Origin of the sequence: Bacillus sp. JKS001846, from assembly GCF_900176455.1 — a bacterium.
GTDB lineage: Bacteria > Bacillota > Bacilli > Bacillales > Bacillaceae_G > Bacillus_A > Bacillus_A cereus.
On the sequence record NZ_FWYG01000001.1, the window covers coordinates 969848 to 982976 of the forward strand.

Below are 13129 nucleotides of genomic sequence, written 5' to 3' on the forward strand. Positions count from 1 at the left end.
TGTGTATATTTTGAAAGAATTATGTCGATTATCTGAAAATATCTTATTTTTACTATAAAGCGATATCCTTTTTGAGTTTTTCATATTTTGGTACACTATTTATGTAGTGTAAACGAGAGAAAAGAGGGTCCTTTACTATGAAGTCATTAGAAGAGATTTTGCAGTACAATGAGAAATTTGTTGAAGAGAAAAAATATGAAGAGTTTGTAGCGGGGAAATTTCCAAACAAAAAGATGGTAATTATTTCTTGTATGGATACACGACTTGTCGAACTATTACCGAAAGCGATGAATATGCGTAACGGTGATGTGAAAATTATTAAAGTAGCAGGCGCTGTTATTTCACATCCATTTGGAAGTATTATGCGTAGTATTTTAGTCGCTGTATACGAACTTGGCGCTGATGAAGTATGTGTAGTTGGTCACCATGATTGTGGTATGGCAAAAATTCAAGCAAGCAGTACGATTGAGAGAATGAAAGAACGCGGTATAACAGAAGAGAAATTAGATATGCTTCGTTATTCTGGAATCGATTTAGAACAATTCTTGCGCGGTTTCTCTAGTGTGGAAGAAAGTGTAGAACATAGCGTATCAGTACTTCGCAACCACCCATTACTTCCGGAAGAAGTACCTGTTCACGGTCTTGTTATAGATCCTGATACAGGAAAATTAGATTTAGTTGTGAATGGTTACGACAATTAAGAATTTACTTTGTCATCCTTTTTATCTGGGACAGGATCAAATCCTCCCGGGTGGAAAGGGTGACATTTTAATATACGCTTACAAGTAAGCCAAAAGCCTTTGAGTGCACCATGTTTTTGAAACGCCTCTAATCCGTAATGAGAACAAGTTGGATAAAAACGACATGTTGGTGGCGTCATCGGAGAAATGAACTTTTGATAAAAGCGTATAATCCCAATAAAAATCTGTTTCATAACGGTCTCCTTTTCAGCATATTCTTAAAGTATTATAGCACGACTGTACATAATACTTTACTAATGTGCATTTCCGTTATATCATATTGGATATAACGGAATTAAATTAAAAGCGGGAGAGATGTTGTATGCCATCAGTAGAAAGCTTTGAATTAGATCATACGATTGTAAAGGCACCTTATGTAAGACATTGCGGAGTTCACAATGTAGGTAGTGACGGTATTGTAAATAAATTCGATATTCGTTTCTGCCAACCGAATAAACAAGCAATGAAACCAGATGTTATTCATACGTTAGAGCATTTATTAGCATTTAATTTACGTAAATATATTGATCGTTATCCGCACTTTGATATTATCGATATTTCACCGATGGGCTGCCAAACAGGATATTATCTTGTAGTAAGCGGAACACCGACAGTACGAGAAATCATTGATTTATTAGAACTAACATTAAAAGATGCGGTTCAAATTACAGAAATTCCGGCTGCAAATGAAACGCAATGTGGTCAAGCGAAGCTTCACGACTTAGAAGGAGCACAACGCTTAATGAACTTCTGGTTAAGCCAAGATAAAGATGAACTTGAGAAAGTTTTTGGATAAAAAGAAAAACTGCCTGTGAAAGGGCAGTTTTTTTATTGTGCTAAGAGCGACCATACTCTTCTTTTGTATGAAAATATATTAGATACTCCAACATATAAAATAAAGGCAGAACAGAGAAAATAAACAAATGCTTTCGCTTTTTGCTGCTTCTTTATTTCATCGATTCCAAAAAGGATACACATAATACTTAAAAGGATAGACACGTAAGGTAAAAGAATAGTGAAGTTTGCAAAGAAGCTAAATAGGGCGAGAGAAAGAGCGATAGTGGCGATTATAATTTGAATGTTTTTTAACATGGAATCCCCCTTAAGTAGAAAGAAATAGTTACTGAGAGAAAATAATTATAAATGCTAAATTGGTCAAAATTTCATTCTACATATAACGAAAGTAGTTTGATATTAAAAAGAAGAATATGAGACTGGAAACGAAAAAATACGGGATACTCATTGATTTTCGTCCGGATTTCAATTCATTAATTCCTAGAAGAATAAAGAAACAACTGAGAATAAATTGTACGTATGGGAGAAGTGAAAAATTATCGGTAACATGGATATAAGTGCTTAGAATGAGTAAGAGAAGCATGAGAAATGCTAAAAAACTCCGTAATATAGTTAGAGTTAGCATTGTATAGCCTCCTTTAGACCATTTACTAGAATATTTCTGTGAAACCAATAAATAAAGCAGCGGCCCCTGCTAGTAGAGCGAGCAGACTACCTCCTGTTTGTCGTTTTAATATTTCCTCTAAACTTATGGTGAGGGCCATACCTCCTAAAAAGATGAACATATAAGGCATTATTTCTCTACTACCAGTAAAAAATCCATAGATTGCTATAGATAAGGCAATAAGTGATAAAGTAATCCGACCCCCTTTTAGCATAAAAGACCTCCTCTATTTTATGTAGGTAATAATGAGAACTATCCAAATGAAAGCACCGGCAATAATACAAATAAATCCAGTTGCTAATTCCTTTTTCTTTATTTGTTCAAATGCGATGAGAAACATTAAAGCCCCTAATAGAAATTGTGAAAGAGGTAAAAAATTATTTTGACCTGTATATAATCCAATTGCCGACATAACGATCACAGTGAGTGCTACTATGATGCGAAGTATACGAAGCATATTAGGAATTCTCCTTATTCTTTTTTGTATAAGGATTGTCTTCTAGTTTATCGACGGAATGTTTATAAGCATAGCCTTTATTAATTGTCATGATGGAGAGTACGAGGATGATTAGGACGATGATAATACCGATAATTAATATTTTGAACATAAAATCCCTCCTTTTCTTTATTTTACATAATTTTGTAATTGATGAAAACAATAGAAAATAAAAGGATGAAAGAAGGGTGTTACATGGAGACGAAAAAAACATATTATATATCAATAGGAAATGGTCAAATTTCACAAGTGAAGACGGCGGATACGTATAATTTTGAGATTTCCGCAAATGATGAGGAAATTACGGAATTAAGAGAGCACTTTGATCAAGCATATGTAGAAGATTTAGGGTCATTTGTACGCTCCCACGTTCCATTTGTTGAGTATCATCACGATTCAAATAATGACCGATATGATGAACAACTACAAAAAGCATATAAAATGATTTACGATTTAGGAAATCATGAGACGAAAGAATTAGTCGCGCAAATGGGAATAATCAATGGATTGTAATTGGATAATATTATGCAGAAAAGCGAGAATATGCTACAATTTGTGGTAGGAAAAACTTGTAACCATCAATAGGGGAGTAATGGCATGTACAAATTTAAAGATTATTACCACAACACTGTACAATTATCGTTTGAACGTTATCCATTTTCTCCTGAGCCAAAGCATGTTTGGGTTGTATGCCGGTACGGGGATCAATGGTTATTAACGCATCATTTACGTCGCGGTCTTGAATTTCCAGGTGGTAAAGTAGAACTAGGGGAAACACCGGAAGAAGCGGCAGTTCGAGAGGTTCATGAAGAAACCGGCGGCATAGTTTCTGATTTAACTTACTTAGGACAATACAAAGTATCTGGAAAAGACAAAATAATCATTAAAAACATTTATTTTGCAACAATTAGTGCGGTAGAAGAACATACGCATTACGAAGAAACGAAAGGGTCTGTTTTATTAAAAGACATTCCGGACAACATTAAAACGAATAGAAAATTTAGCTTTATAATGCGCGATGACGTATTAGCGCGTACGATGAAACATATAGAAGAAATCGGCTGTTTTACGAAGTAAAGTAGCCGGTTTCTTTTTTTTGTATGTAAGAATAAATGTAAATATATCTTTATATTATTTTGGGTATATTATACAATTTTGTAAAGATATATTTACATTTTAGGAGGGGAAAGATGGATAAAAGAAAAGAAACGACTGTTACTGTTTCGATGGTTAAATTAAACTTTTCTTTATTTTTTATAATAATTGCTTTGTCGTTTGGAATTGGTTATTTGCATATATTTCTTTCAGGTGGGGTTCAAGTTGAAGTTGAAGTTACATTATTAACGATGTTTCTTTTTATTATCGCAATGATTGTTCTCGTTTGTATTCATGAGGCGATACATTTAATTGGCTTTCGCTATATCGGAGGTGTTCCGTGGAGTGAACTAAAATGGGGCGTTAATTGGAAATTAGGTGTTGCATATGCTCATTCTAAACAGGCGGTTACAGTAAAGCAAATGAAGAAAGTGTTAATGCTTCCGTTTTTACCAACTGGAATTTTGCCAATTGTATTGGGATTAGCTATGAATCTGGAGCCACTCTCATTTTTAGGAATTCTACTAACAGGAGGTTGTATCGGTGACATTGCCGTATATCAAAAAGTTTCAAAGTTTCCAGATGATGCGCTAGTAAAAGATCATCCGAGTAAACCTCAGTTTACAGTGTATGAATAATAAGAGGAGGCGTTTGGTATTATCCCCTATAGGTAGACAGTAAAAAAAGAGTCCATCTGATATGATGGACTCAATACTGTTTTATCTGGAGGGGATTTTTTTATGGCAAGAAAAGGACAATCATTTCAAAAATATACAGAAGAACTAAAGCGAGAAGCAGTTCGTCTTCGATTAGAAGAGAGAAAATCATTGCGAGAAATTCGTGAACAACTCGGTGTGAAGAGCGATGCCCAGATTATTGAGTGGGTAAAACGTGCGCAACAAGGGGAGTCCTTTGATGATCAACGTGGTGTCTGGAATCGAAAGAATTTTAATAGTCTAGAAGAAGAAAATGCTTATTTGAAGGCACAGGTTGAGTATTTAAAAAAGCGCAATCCAAATCTACACGGGAAGGAATGGTCCTAAAGAAAGAACGATTTTCTCTTATCGATTCATTACGCCAAGCCTATCCACTCCGATGGTTGCTTCAAATCGCGGAAGTTTCTAAGGCTGGCTACTATAAATGGCGGAAATATCATAACGTGCAGCGTTTACGTCAGAAAAGGGATATGTGGCATAAAGAACATATTTTATCTATTCATCGTCAGCACCCTTACTATGGGTATAAACGTATGACTCGTGCTTTGGCTCGAGAAGGAATGGTAATGAATCATAAACGTGTTCGTCGTCTTATGAGAGAGCTGGGTATTCAATCTATCATTCGAAAAAAACGTCCGTTTTATGGAAGAAAAACATCTGTGGTATTTAAAAATCATTTGAATCGAGAGTTTCAAGCTGAAAAGCAAAATCAAAAATTCGTAACAGATATTACTTATGTACGAATCGGAGAACAATTTGCCTATTTGTCGGCTGTGTTAGATTTATACAACAATGAAATTGTTGCCTGGAAGCTATCTTCAAGAAATGATTTAGATTTGGTTTTAACTACATTACGTCAATTAGAAGGGAAGTCATTAACTACTAAGCCCCTTTTCCATTCAGATCAAGGGTTTCAATATACATCTAAATCCTACGCAAAACAGTTAGAGAAATTAGGATTTGTCGGTAGTCATTCTAGACGTGGAAACTGTTTTGATAATGCGTGTATCGAATCATTCTTCTCACATTTAAAAACAGAGAAGTTGTATTTAGTGTGCCCAAAAACATATGAAATGGCCTACCGAGCAATTCAAGAATATATTCAATTTTATAATACAGAAAGATTCCAAGAAAAACTTCACGGCCTTTCCCCGATAGAATATCGGGAAAAGGCCGTGGCATAATACTCTTTTTATTTCTGTCTACTTGAAAGGGAGATGACCAGTTTGTGAAAAACGCCTCCTCTTATTATTGTTACTTTTGGTTGGTGAATTGATATATTGTGAAAATCGCTGATATAATTTATTTGTTATTATTGTGTTGATACCTCCACCTCTAAAAACGAAAGCACCTCCAACAAATCATCTACGATACGTGAATGCTTAAAATTCCCCCAAAATGAATCTTTTTTCCAAACACCAAGAATCCCTACTTGTTCAGAACCAAGCACATCGTTTTCTGGATGATCTCCAACATAAAGACATTCTTCTGCCTTCACATCTAGTCTTTGCAAAGCACGTTCGAAAATTTCAGGATGAGGTTTTTTAATTCCTTCAGCTTCTGAAACGAGAATGGTGTTTGTATACGTATGTATATGTAGTGCTCGAAGGTTGCTCATCTGAAATTCAGTAAAACCATTTGTAATAATACCAATTTTAATGTTTCGCTGTTTTAACTGTTGAAGTAGTTCATGCGTGTTTTTGAAAGGAATACAATGATGTTGGAAGTTTGTAATATAGTCGTGTAGTAGTTGTTCTTGCGTTAAAGTAGTAATGTTGTATTCGAAAAGGAGAGTAGCATATACTTTATCCTTCCACGTATAGCCATTATTATCGAGTTCAAGAAATCGAGAACAATACTTTGATTTCTCTATGCTCTTCAAATGTGAGGCGAAGCGATTATATTGCTCACAAATAAATTGTTCTAAAGATTGGCGCCGATCTAATAGTGTTCCATCTAAGTCGAATAAGATTGCACGAATCATGGGAAGCCTCCTTGCAGTTTTTATAATTAATTATCGCATATTCGTAAAAAAATGATTATGATATTTTGTAGAATGGAATAATGGGGGATTGTATGAAGAAACTGTATGGCAAGTTAGTGTGTTGTATTATAGCAAGCAGTTTAGTTGCAGGATGCGAGAGTGCTATCGAGGTTACGAATGAAAAAGAAATTTGTAAAACAGAAGAAGAGTGCACGCAAATAGGAGATAAAACATTACAAAAAGTATATAAAAAGATAGAGGGACTTTCAGAACTTGAAAAAGTAGAGGATTATGACATAGAAGAGTATGAAAGTATGAATATGAAAGAGGCGGAACAGAAAAAAGAAGAGGATGACAATTACTTCTTTTTAGCTTCTTATTATATCGATGATGATGAAATTGTAGATCCTTATTTTGAGAAATTGGATCGTAAGAGATTGAATAAAGTTTTTGCAGATGACAAAGTAGCAAAAGATGATTTGTTAAGCCAGCGGCAAGATAGAGAGTATCATGAAACGTTATGGGACATGTATCGCACTCTCATTCCAGTGAAATATCGTGAGAATATAACAGGGTTGGATTTAATAACGGATGGTTATGACGGCGTTGTTGCCCATGTCATGCCAAGTATGGATGACCCGAGAGATTGGTTGCTTAGTTTAGACGTGCTCGATTCTGGGGTGAATATAGATGAAGTGATGAAAACATTAATTCATGAAACGGCTCACGTATTAACGATTGGGCATAAACAAGTACCAGTGGATAGGAAATATTTAGAGGCGTTTGATGAAGAGAAAGACATTTCATCATATCGAAATAAATGTAAAACGGTGTTCTTGAAAAATGGATGTGCGAGAAAAACTTCGTATATTAACCAATTTTATAATGAATTTTGGAAACCAATTGAGCAAGAGTGGACAGAAAAGAAAGTAGAAGAAAGTGAAGAGGCACAAATTGAATTTTATAAAGAAAAGCATGATGATTTTGTATCGCTGTATGGAACAACAAATGTAACGGAGGATATCGCAGATACATTTACAGCGTTTATTTTACAAGATTCAAAAAAGGTGAAAGAAGGAACAGAGTTAAAATATAAAAAAATTGCTTTCTTCTATCAGTTCCCTGAGCTTGTAAAAATGAGAGCGGAAGTGCTGTCGGGATTATATGATGTTTCAAAAACGATAGAACAACAAAGTGGAGACTAATGTGAGGTATGCTTTCGATATAGTTTCGTTAAAGAAAAGCGTGAAGAATTTTTAATTCTTTGCGTTTTTTTATGTTGATAAAATTGAAAATTCTGTATTTTTATTAAAAAGAAGAAGGAACTTGCGGTATAAAATAGAATTAGTATAAAAATGTCACAATTTAGACACAATTATAATGCGCGTGTTGTAGGGACTATAAGTTTACTCTCGAGGAGGTAATGAAACGTATGAAAACGATTCTTGCTGTTGCTGGTCTCATTTGGGTAATGTCTCACGGTTTTCCGATTTTTGAAGGGGAGCAAATTCGTAGTGCTTTGAATGAAAAGTTTAATGATTATCATGTGATAGATCGAAAAGATAATGTCGTTACAGTACGTGTGAAAGACTGTTTCCATACAGTTACGGTTGCGGATGGAAACATTACAAATGAAACGAAAATGTGTGATAAAAGGTAAAAGAAAGAAGCTGACTATAGCGCACTGTTTTGAGTCAGCTTCTTTTTCTTTTTCCAATTAGAATTTTTTCAAATGCCTCAACAAATACATACATAAGAGTTGCAAGAACACATGTGAGTAGTACGCTAAGTAAGACGAGTGTGAAGTTAAAGACTTGGAATCCGTAGCTAATTAAGTAGCCAAGTCCTTGTTTGGAAACGAGAAGTTCTCCGAAAATAACACCGACCCAGGATAAACCAACATTTACTTTTAACGTTGAGATAATTGCTGGAAAGGATGCAGGGAGAACGACTTGCTTATAACATTGCCATTTATTTGCGCCAAATGTGTCCATCACTTTTATATAGTTAGAATCGACTTCTTGAAATGCACTGTAAATAACGAGAATGGTAATGATGATGGAAATGATTACTCCCATTGCGATAGAAGATGAAATGTTTGGACCGAAAATAACGATGATGATTGGACCGAGTGCAACTTTTGGCATTGCATTTAGGACGACGAGGTAAGGATCAAGTACGCGGGCTAGAAGTGGCATCCACCAAAGAAATGTGGCAATAATAGCACCGAGTACCGTTCCGAGAATGAAGCCTACTCCTGTTTCCAGCAATGTCGTCCATATGTGGACCCAAAGTGAACCGTCGATCCATTTCGTTAAGAAGAGATCCCAAATACTCGAAGGAGAACTAAAGAGTAAAGGATCGATCCATTCTTTTTGCTAGCTATTTCCCATAGTGCAAAGAAAAGAATAAGTAGTAAAAGCTGTAATGAGCGAGCAATCCAAGCACGCCTGCGTTCTTTCTTTCGAAATTGTTCATGTAGTTGTTTTATATTATCCAAGTCGTTCCAGCTCCTTCCATATATCTTGAAAGAGGGCTGGGAAATCGTAGTGATGGCGTGCTTCTAACGGTGATAAAGAACGGATACTTTCCGGGACGATAAAGGTTTTTGCGATTTTTCCAGGATTCGCTTGCAGTAAATAAATACGATCACTCATCGCAATCGCCTCTTCAATATCGTGAGTAACAAGTAGTGATGTTTTCTTATATTTATTTAGTAAGTTGAAAACGAGTTCTTCTAGTTTTAATTTCGTTTGATAATCGAGTGCGGAGAATGGTTCATCTAGTAATAAAATTTTCGGATCAGTTGCTAACGTTCGAACGAGAGCAGCACGTTGACGCATACCGCCGGATAGTTCACGAGGATATTGTCCTTCTACCCCATGTAGACCGACTTGTTTTAAAAGATTTAAAGTATGTTCTTTCATCTGTTCATCATAAATCTTTCGAATATGAAGTCCAAGCATAATATTTTCTTCAATTGTTTTCCACGGGAATAAGTAATCTTGCTGCAACATATATCCCATAGATGAAGTTTTCGTTGTAATTGGTTCACCATCTAAAAAGACGATACCATCAATTGGATCAAGTAGTCCAGCAATGATTGAGAGGAGCGTTGTTTTACCGCAACCACTTGGGCCGAGTATAGAAATAAATTCGCCTTCTTCCACTTGTAAGCTCATATCTTCGAGAATAAGTTTGGCATTCTCTTTTGCGAAAAAACAGTGAGAAACGTTACGTATTTGTAAAAAACTCATACACTTCGCCTCTATTTCTTAATAACGCTTTCGGCAATTTTTGTATTGACGAGCGCTTCATGTGGGACTTCTTTTTGTAATTCACCAGCATCTTTCATAATCGTTTGGAGCTGTTTCCATTCTTCCGCATCTAGTAGTGGATTTGTCGCATAAGAATGTTGTTTTTTATACCGTTCAATTACTTTTACTGTAATGTCTTTCGAAGTGTCTTTAAATAGCGGAGAAACAGCATCAGCAATCTCTTCTGGACTATGTGTATCAACCCATTGCTGTGCTTTATAGAGCGCACGTGTGAACTTTTCAGCAGCAGCTTTATCTTTCTTTAAGAAACTTTCTTTTGCCATGAACGTTGTATAAGGAACAGTACCAGATTCATTTCCGAATGAAGCGACGATATAACCTTTACCTTCTTTTTCGAATATGCTTGCAGTCGGTTCAAAGAGCTGCACAAACTCTCCTATACCAGATGCAAAGGCATTTGCAATATTAGCAAATTCGATATTTTGAATTAAGTTCGTATCTTTCCGAGGATCAATGCCATTTTTCTTTAAAACGTATTCCCCAACCATTTGCGGCATGCCGCCTTTACGCTGTCCTAAAAATGTAACACCTTTTACGTCATTCCAATTAAAAGAGTCTAGTTTTTTACGTGAAACTAAAAATGTCCCATCTGTTTGTGTAAGCTGTGCAAAGTTAATGACAGGGTCTTTCGCTCCTTGTTGATGAACGTAAATAGACGTTTCAGAACCGACGAGAGCAATATCAATTCCGCCAGATAATAGGGCGGTCATCGTTTTATCGCCACCAGCTGTTGTTTGTAGGTCAATATTTAGTCCTTCATCTTTAAAAAATCCTTTTTCAATCCCGACATATAATGGGGCATAGAAGAGAGAATGGGTAACTTCGCCAACGCGAATGTTTTGAGTTTGTTCTTTCGTACTTTCTTTTTTACTACTACAAGCAGCAAAAGTAAAAACAGCTAGTAACATGATGCAAAAAATCGCGATTAATTTTTTCACTATATAACACCTCCTAGAAGTCACTCTACAAGCATGATATGTAGGTAAGTGCCCATATGTGAGTGTAGATAGCAGGAATTTTTTGGGTGGTAAAGAAGTACAAATATAAGGGGTGATAAAATGGAGTACGAATACGATGATAGCGTACATTTACATCTTGATTATTTCGGGACAGAATGTGATATGGAATCGATCGCTTATAAGAGGAAGAATGAAGACGTATGGGATGTGTATTTTAATTTTGGAGTATACGGTATTCAGAAAGACGATGTAGAGTTAGGTAGGTTTATGGACGAATATGCCGGTTATTACGTTTTTTCTGTACATGCTCGCGATCTTAGTTGGGAATTTGGAAGTGCCCAGTTTGAAGAGTGGGTTTTGAAAAATCGGATAGTAGAAAAAACGCTACAAAAATAGGAGGAATTTTGTGATTGGATTTCTCATCTTATTATTTATTTTTGTGGCCGGATTTTTTATTATGCAAATGCTTATTTACCGATTTGCAAAGAAAAACATCCATAAATATACAAAAATAAAATGGTTTCATATGTGGCTACATATGAATATGAAAAAAGGACCGAGATTAGATTTTTTTGATTTTGTAGTTATAGTGCTCGTATGTATCGTATGGAAAATATGGCTGCTTCCTTTTATATAATACACATACTAATCATTTTCTCTTTTCGTTATAGTAATAGTTGTAAAAAACTTGCATTTATACGTAAAACAGTGAGTGGTGTTGTGAAAGATATTTTGACAAATACAGACACACATACATACGGAATTAAAGTGTGATTACAGAATGGACAAATTGGCCGTGTGTAAAGTGTGGGGGAATAAGAAAGAGGTCGTCCAACGGTGGACGACCTCTTTCTTATTATGCTTGATTAGTGCGGAAGAATGGAAGCTTCTGCACAATGTGAATTAATCCGTATGCAAGAATTAAGCACATAAGAGGATTAATGAAAAATCCATAGCGATTAATTGCTAAGAATAAGTTTGAGAAGATAATGTAAATAATTGAACTTGCTACTAGCATCATAACGCGTTTATGTTTAAATGAATTTAGCATGAAGCAGAAGCTGCTCAAGAATGTACCGATGATAAACACTCTATGACATAGTTGCATAAAGTTGTGAATACGATATTGGTCTACAGCAGGAGCTGTTTTGAATAATTCAATTGTTTTACCGACAGTGAACCAAGAGAACCAATAAGTGAAGTCCGTCTTAAATCCGTTCTTAATTAATTCTTTTGCGTATGCACCTTTGTCATCTAAGCCTTTAGCTCTCATTTCATTTACTATATTTTCATATCCAATTTTATTAAATGGATCTGCACCGGCAATTAGTGGATCTGCACCTTGGGTTGAGAATAAAATAAATTGGTTGAGTGCTAAGTAGTTACGAACAACCCATGCGCCAATAATAAAGAAAGGTCCGATAAACCATAACAATCCGATTCGAATGGATTCTTTAAATCCATATGTAAATAACACAACAAGAACAGGAATGAGCATCATTGGAGCTGGATTTGGACGGAACATAAGTAAAATTGAAACGACAATTCCAAACCATATATGGAATTTCACTTTATTGTATTTCCATGCGAGAACAAATACATATACACATAACGCCAATAAGAATATGGATGGAACTTCTGTTAGCAATGTACGGAAGTATGTATAGTTACTTGGATAAATAGCATATAAAATACTTGCAACAATTCCATAAATGTTTTTTTCGAACAATTCTTTTCCTATTAAGAATACTAATAGCACTGTGCAAAGGTTCATGATCATGTTAATAACAGTTGCTACGTAATAGTAAGGAATTGATGTAATATCAGAAATAATCATAGCGCCAGCTAATAGTAATGGCTGACCTGGTGTAATATATGCATTTTTCCCTGGAACTTCACTAGGTTCTAAATACACATAACCAAATACACCATGTTTTAATAGTTGTTCAGCTGTTAACGAATAGTTAAAGGCATCATTTGCACCATATGTTACTTTGACTAACTCTCCATCTAATCCTGGCTGTTTTACTAAACAAAAAACGTGCAACAGGAAAGAAAGCGCCAAAATTGCATATACCGCTTTAGGCAAACTCTTAAACTTAGTAAGCAAAAATGAGCAACTCCTTTTTTATTAATTCTTTCGTAATTTTATGTGAAATCTTTAATAGTATTAAGGATTTCCAAAACATAGTTATTATATCATAAAGTGGAATGCTGAAATTAAGTTTTTCAAGAATGAGTAATTTGTATACCACAATTTAACTGTTGATTAAGGGAATATTAAGACAATACATTTATGGTAGAAGCAAGTATGCTGACGAAATATGTAATATATGTTATTT

The 13129-nt window shown here is 35.1% G+C and carries 19 protein-coding genes and 2 pseudogenes; 11 read left to right on the forward strand and 10 right to left on the reverse strand.

Features of this window, described 5'->3' with window-relative positions; genetic code table 11:
• Positions 1–137: 137 nt before the first annotated feature.
• Positions 138–701: a beta-class carbonic anhydrase gene (locus tag B9A45_RS05255; RefSeq protein ID WP_000838164.1), complete on the forward strand. Its 564-nt coding sequence runs from the start codon at positions 138–140 to the stop codon at positions 699–701.
• On the opposite strand, the gene yidD is transcribed toward B9A45_RS05255, so the two are convergent.
• A complete protein-coding gene (yidD, locus tag B9A45_RS05260; protein ID WP_000809334.1) occupies positions 698–934 on the reverse strand; it encodes a membrane protein insertion efficiency factor YidD in 237 nt (78 codons plus the stop codon). The two genes, B9A45_RS05255 and yidD, sit on opposite strands and share 4 nt — an antisense overlap.
• A 128-nt stretch (positions 935–1062) precedes the next feature.
• Between yidD and luxS the strand changes: the two genes are divergently transcribed.
• The gene (luxS, locus tag B9A45_RS05265) at positions 1063–1536 is read left to right on the forward strand and encodes an S-ribosylhomocysteine lyase LuxS (RefSeq protein ID WP_001141371.1); all 474 of its coding nucleotides are present in this window, start codon (positions 1063–1065) and stop codon (positions 1534–1536) included.
• Between the two features lie 32 nt (positions 1537–1568).
• On the opposite strand, the gene B9A45_RS05270 is transcribed toward luxS, so the two are convergent.
• From B9A45_RS05270 to ytzI, 4 genes are all read right to left on the reverse strand, one after another.
• Positions 1569–1832, reverse strand: a complete 264-nt coding sequence (locus tag B9A45_RS05270; RefSeq protein WP_053514591.1) for a YczI family protein — start codon at positions 1830–1832, stop codon at positions 1569–1571.
• 353 nt (positions 1833–2185) lie between these two features.
• A complete protein-coding gene (locus tag B9A45_RS05275; RefSeq protein WP_000911652.1) occupies positions 2186–2413 on the reverse strand; it encodes a DUF3953 domain-containing protein in 228 nt (75 codons plus the stop codon).
• Positions 2414–2425: 12 nt separating this feature from the next.
• Positions 2426–2656: a DUF3953 domain-containing protein gene (locus B9A45_RS05280; protein ID WP_000944457.1), complete on the reverse strand. Its 231-nt coding sequence runs from the start codon at positions 2654–2656 to the stop codon at positions 2426–2428.
• A gap of 1 nt (position 2657) precedes the next feature.
• Complete coding sequence (ytzI, locus tag B9A45_RS05285; protein ID WP_000472791.1) at positions 2658–2807, reverse strand: YtzI protein; 150 nt, start codon at positions 2805–2807, stop codon at positions 2658–2660.
• An 83-nt stretch (positions 2808–2890) separates the two neighbouring features.
• Between ytzI and B9A45_RS05290 the strand changes: the two genes are divergently transcribed.
• The 4 genes from B9A45_RS05290 to B9A45_RS05305 all read left to right on the forward strand — a co-directional run bounded on the left by B9A45_RS05290 (position 2891) and on the right by B9A45_RS05305 (position 5690).
• Positions 2891–3208 (forward strand): hypothetical protein, encoded by a 318-nt coding sequence (locus B9A45_RS05290; protein ID WP_000448409.1) that lies wholly within the window; start codon positions 2891–2893, stop codon positions 3206–3208.
• Positions 3209–3292: 84 nt separating this feature from the next.
• Complete coding sequence (gene mutTA / locus B9A45_RS05295) at positions 3293–3772, forward strand: antimutator 8-oxo-(dGTP/GTP)ase (RefSeq protein ID WP_000276385.1); 480 nt, start codon at positions 3293–3295, stop codon at positions 3770–3772.
• Positions 3773–3885: 113 nt separating this feature from the next.
• On the forward strand, positions 3886–4428 hold the full coding sequence (locus tag B9A45_RS05300) for a DUF3267 domain-containing protein (protein WP_084063907.1): 543 nt from the start codon (positions 3886–3888) through the stop codon (positions 4426–4428).
• Positions 4429–4530: 102 nt separating this feature from the next.
• Positions 4531–5690, forward strand: a protein-coding gene (locus B9A45_RS05305) for an IS3-like element ISBth8 family transposase (RefSeq protein ID WP_087874946.1) whose coding sequence is annotated in 2 segments (ribosomal slippage) — positions 4531–4789 and positions 4789–5690 — 1161 coding nt in all. Because the reading frame shifts where the segments join, the coding sequence is not laid out codon by codon here.
• A 128-nt stretch (positions 5691–5818) separates the two neighbouring features.
• Here B9A45_RS05305 and B9A45_RS05310 read toward each other — a convergent pair.
• Complete coding sequence (locus tag B9A45_RS05310; RefSeq protein WP_084063908.1) at positions 5819–6490, reverse strand: HAD family hydrolase; 672 nt, start codon at positions 6488–6490, stop codon at positions 5819–5821.
• A 92-nt stretch (positions 6491–6582) separates the two neighbouring features.
• Here B9A45_RS05310 and B9A45_RS05315 point away from each other — a divergent pair, with 92 nt between their 5' ends.
• Positions 6583–7695 (forward strand): hypothetical protein, encoded by a 1113-nt coding sequence (locus B9A45_RS05315; protein WP_065702998.1) that lies wholly within the window; start codon positions 6583–6585, stop codon positions 7693–7695.
• Positions 7696–7922: 227 nt separating this feature from the next.
• The gene (locus B9A45_RS05320; RefSeq protein WP_000849112.1) at positions 7923–8150 is read left to right on the forward strand and encodes a hypothetical protein; all 228 of its coding nucleotides are present in this window, start codon (positions 7923–7925) and stop codon (positions 8148–8150) included.
• A 34-nt stretch (positions 8151–8184) separates the two neighbouring features.
• On the opposite strand, the pseudogene B9A45_RS05325 reads toward B9A45_RS05320, so the two are convergent.
• The 3 genes and pseudogenes from B9A45_RS05325 to B9A45_RS05340 form a co-directional block, all read right to left on the reverse strand.
• A pseudogene (locus B9A45_RS05325) lies at positions 8185–8990 on the reverse strand (ABC transporter permease).
• On the reverse strand, positions 8983–9747 hold the full coding sequence (locus B9A45_RS05335; RefSeq protein ID WP_000009025.1) for an ABC transporter ATP-binding protein: 765 nt from the start codon (positions 9745–9747) through the stop codon (positions 8983–8985). The pseudogene B9A45_RS05325 and the gene B9A45_RS05335 overlap by 8 nt, the downstream one beginning before the upstream one ends.
• An 11-nt stretch (positions 9748–9758) precedes the next feature.
• Positions 9759–10766, reverse strand: coding sequence for an ABC transporter substrate-binding protein (locus tag B9A45_RS05340; protein ID WP_142263043.1), 1008 nt, complete (start codon positions 10764–10766; stop codon positions 9759–9761).
• Positions 10767–10886: 120 nt separating this feature from the next.
• On the opposite strand from B9A45_RS05340, the gene B9A45_RS05345 reads away from it, so the two are divergent.
• The 3 genes and pseudogenes from B9A45_RS05345 to B9A45_RS32570 form a co-directional block, all read left to right on the forward strand.
• The gene (locus B9A45_RS05345) at positions 10887–11183 is read left to right on the forward strand and encodes a DUF3986 family protein (protein WP_000455580.1); all 297 of its coding nucleotides are present in this window, start codon (positions 10887–10889) and stop codon (positions 11181–11183) included.
• A gap of 10 nt (positions 11184–11193) precedes the next feature.
• Positions 11194–11424, forward strand: a complete 231-nt coding sequence (locus B9A45_RS05350; RefSeq protein ID WP_000578981.1) for a hypothetical protein — start codon at positions 11194–11196, stop codon at positions 11422–11424.
• 65 nt (positions 11425–11489) lie between these two features.
• Positions 11490–11561: pseudogene (locus tag B9A45_RS32570) on the forward strand (DUF2196 domain-containing protein); the annotation flags it as partial.
• An 82-nt stretch (positions 11562–11643) separates the two neighbouring features.
• Here the strand turns inward: B9A45_RS32570 and B9A45_RS05355 are convergent.
• Positions 11644–12897 (reverse strand): glycosyltransferase family 39 protein, encoded by a 1254-nt coding sequence (locus B9A45_RS05355; RefSeq protein ID WP_000956220.1) that lies wholly within the window; start codon positions 12895–12897, stop codon positions 11644–11646.
• Between the last annotated feature and the right edge of the window lie 232 nt (positions 12898–13129).